Below are 2880 nucleotides of genomic sequence, written 5' to 3' on the forward strand. Positions count from 1 at the left end.
CGCGCTGTTCGAGGATCATCTGTTCCAGCTTTGCCAGCGGAATCTCTCCACCCACGACCGGATCACTGGGCGGATTGGCAATCTTTTCGCGAACTGCTTCGGTCGCGGCCGGAGCCTCTTGGCGTCTGCGAGAGTACTCATCTGCCTTGGCCTTTTCTTTGGCAGCCTGCTCCAGATGGAGCAAGGCGCCCTTATACGTTTCGGTCAGAGACTTGCGGACTTCCTCATCCAGATCCGCAGCGCCCTGAACATCCTCCAGCCGCTGCTGGATCTCAGCAACCCCCGTGCCAGACGTGGGGGTAACGGCGGCCGACTCCGGTAACTCTGCCAGCGCGCCAGGCGATGACAGCAGTGTCACCCCGGCACACAAGATCGTTGCCCAACTCCACAGCCAAACGGGAGGCCGTTGCCACTGAAATTGCTCAGGGCCCACTAGTATCGGTTGGAGTCCAGGCATTGCTGCTAGCCCAATGACGAGAGGAGCAGGGCCGCCGACGGCGGCGCCGGGCTGCATGGTCGAATCTTCCCCGATCTGCCAGGGGGGCGAAGATTACCGCGCTCAGGCGTTGCGCGTCGAGGGTGATTCGCGCCGAGTGCTAGCTTCGACGACCAATCGGTTGTCGAGCGACTAGTGCTGTGTCACACCCGAAAATTCGGGTTGACGCAGCACGACCGCCGAACACGCAAGTGGTTCGGCGGAAAGCAAATACCTAGTCCTATTTTCCGCTACCCACCCGGCGCTGCAAGACGGGCAACGCGCGGGAGCGTGACTACGGGGCGCGAGGTAAGCGGCGACTGAGGATTTGCGCGGGGGTATCGAAGCCGAGTTGATTCAGGATTTCACGCTGTCGAGTCGTCAGGCGGGTGGGCTGGACTTCTCGTCCCAAGCGGGTCTTGTGGATCAGCAAGGCGTAGCGGGAGAAGGCACGCAAGATGGTCTGGGTGGTAGTGCGTTGCTCCTTGAGGGGGGCCTTCGCCGGAACGCTCTGGCGATACAGCCGCTGCAGCAGAAAGTAGAGCGTCAAGGTGATTGTCATCAGAAACACCAGCGCTTCCACGCGGCGTGGCGTCTTCAGAAAGACGGGATGCACGGCCAAGGGCGTTTTGAACTCATGATTGGCCAGTTCGGAATAGCTCTGCTGCTTGTACTTGGTGAAGGCCTGGTCGGCGCTGAGCGTCTGCGGCGCCGTGGTGATCAGTGCCGAATAGCCATCGTATTCCGCGTCTCTCTCGGCAGCTTTCGGGTCCTGGCGGAACTCGAAGCGATGCTCGGGGCGCTTGCAGCCGCGGCCAGGAGACGGCAGTCGCTCCCTTTCGTGCCTGGTCAGCAAGATCATCTGGTATTGGAAGTAGGCCGCCGCCTGGCGTTGTCCCAGCAGCTTGGCCACGCGGCGGGCGATCGAAGTCGGATCGGTGTGCCGCCGCCCTTGCGCGACGCTCCGCTGAATCTGTTCCAAGCCCTCGCGGATCTTGGCCACCGATTTCTGGCGGTTCTTTTGAGCCACCTTTTGATCGGCCGTGCTGAACACGAAGATCACCCGGCAAGGAATCTTTTTTCCCGACTCCCGCTCGACCAACGTGTGGCGCGTCACGGCCAGATCGTAATGCTCCTGCGGCAGGTTGCCTTGCGTTCGCCGCCTTTGCTGCTCGATCGACAGATAGCTGGCCCGCTTCCATTTCAGGTGTTTTTGCTGTTCATCGAACAGGGAGCGAACGTCGTCCCAGGGAGCGGCGGCAATCGCGGCGAAGCCCGCCTGGGAGAGCCGCAGCAGGTGGCCGGCGGAGAACGTGCCTCGGTCCGAGATGAAGGTCAACTCGGCGAGCTTCAGATGTTTCTTCAACAAGGCCAGTTGCTCGACAGCGGCCGTGTGCCCGTTGCGGTTTCCATCCACGGTGTGGCCAAAGATCGGCAGCGCTCCCCACTGGTCCACGACCGTGCACAACCCCGCATGAATCATCTGCACGTCCTTGGGAGCGGCGCTCATCGGACGACCCGTCGTGATGTAAGCCGGTGGCAATCGATCGTCACTGCGAACGGTGTCTCCTTCCTGAATCTCTCCGCGCGGCTCGGAATCCTCGTAGGCACCGTGCAACAGGATGTGCGTTGGGTCATAATGCAACTCCGACAGCGGCACGCCAAACTCCCGCGAGATACGCAGCGCCAGCGATGCCAGAATCGAATGCCGCTGAGTGAAGAAAGCATCCAACGACTTGCCCAAACGATCGTCGGTGATCTTCTCGACAGGAATGTTCCACAGAATGTCCGCCCCGCTTGCCTCGGCCCAACGCGGCACGTTGACCAAGGCCACCGGGCTATACAAACGCGCTGCCACCAACAGGCTCAACACGGTGCCGTGGTTGAACTCGGCTTGTGGATCCGCCGGCAGATGTTGATCGATGATCTCCGACACGCCCATCCGCTCCAGCAGCGGCCAGATCACGGCCAGCGCGCCGAAGTTGCACGACTCCGTCGCCGATTGATCTCCGTACCAAGTAAACGCCATGCGCATAAAATGCGCAAATTGCGGCGATGGCGCAATACCAGTTTTGCAAAATCAACGAGTAGCGGAAAATAGGCCTAGTGCTCTGCCAACTGGCTTCAACTCCAAATTCAAGCTGTGACAGAGCACTAGACGATGATCGACACCAGTTCGCGGAAGTCCGGATCCGAGCGCAAGGAATCGAAATCGGGCTCGCTGCCGACCAGTTCACGGTAGTGCGCGTCGATTGCCAAGGCGCGTGCCAGCGAACCGAGCGCGAGGTCTTTCTGACCGGCAAGACTCCAATAACAAGCCAGGTTGTAGTCCAACAGCGCCGCGGTCGAGGAGTCGGGTTCGGTTTCCTGCGCCCGCTGAAGTGCGTCAATCGCCAGGTCGATCC

Annotated in this window: 2 protein-coding genes and 1 pseudogene; all 3 read right to left on the reverse strand. The window is 60.8% G+C overall.

Features of this window, described 5'->3' with window-relative positions:
- The coding region (locus IT540_RS03130; protein WP_291173151.1) for a hypothetical protein at nt 1-358 on the reverse strand (358 nt) is incomplete at its 3' end.
- A 412-nt stretch (nt 359-770) separates the two neighbouring features.
- Complete coding sequence (locus tag IT540_RS03135) at nt 771-2504, reverse strand: IS1634 family transposase (protein ID WP_291173154.1); 1734 nt, start codon at nt 2502-2504, stop codon at nt 771-773.
- Nucleotides 2505-2629: 125 nt separating this feature from the next.
- Nucleotides 2630-2880 (reverse strand): annotated as a pseudogene (locus IT540_RS03140) (hypothetical protein); the annotation flags it as partial.

Source organism: Hyphomicrobium sp. (genome assembly GCF_020852195.1).
GTDB lineage: Bacteria > Pseudomonadota > Alphaproteobacteria > Rhizobiales > Hyphomicrobiaceae > Hyphomicrobium_C.